We start from the raw sequence: 301 nt of genomic DNA, 5'->3' as shown, positions 1-301 counted from the left end.
CGGGCACCGATATCGCGAACTCGCCGTACGCGAGCCGCTTCGGGATGCTGCACGGCGTCTCGAGCCTGTTCTATCTGGTCGAGAGCGTGCTGGGGCTGATGCTGATCTGGCGTTTGCCGGCGCGGGACGCGTAAGCGACCAAATGACCAACCGGCCGGCACGACACGGGACACCCCGTGCCGCGCGCCGGTGTTACTTGCCCTGGTGCGGCCGCTTCGTGCTGGCCTGACGCTTTTTCGCACGCTTCACGGTGCCGCCCGCGGTCACGCGCTCGTTGCCGCGCACGAGGACCTTGACCGGC

Annotated in this window: 2 pseudogenes; one reads left to right on the top strand and one right to left on the bottom strand. The window is 68.4% G+C overall.

Annotated features, from left to right (window positions below):
- Positions 1-134 (top strand): annotated as a pseudogene (locus SB751_RS29360) (DUF4149 domain-containing protein); the annotation flags it as partial.
- Positions 135-192: 58 nt separating this feature from the next.
- Here SB751_RS29360 and SB751_RS29355 read toward each other — a convergent pair.
- A pseudogene (locus SB751_RS29355) lies at positions 193-301 on the bottom strand (RNA-binding protein); the annotation flags it as partial.

Origin of the sequence: Cupriavidus sp. SIMBA_020 (genome assembly GCF_046535395.1) — a bacterium.
Lineage (GTDB): Bacteria > Pseudomonadota > Gammaproteobacteria > Burkholderiales > Burkholderiaceae > Cupriavidus > Cupriavidus campinensis.
Note: the sequence above shows the minus strand (reverse complement) of the source record. Positions and strands in the feature narration are given on the sequence as shown.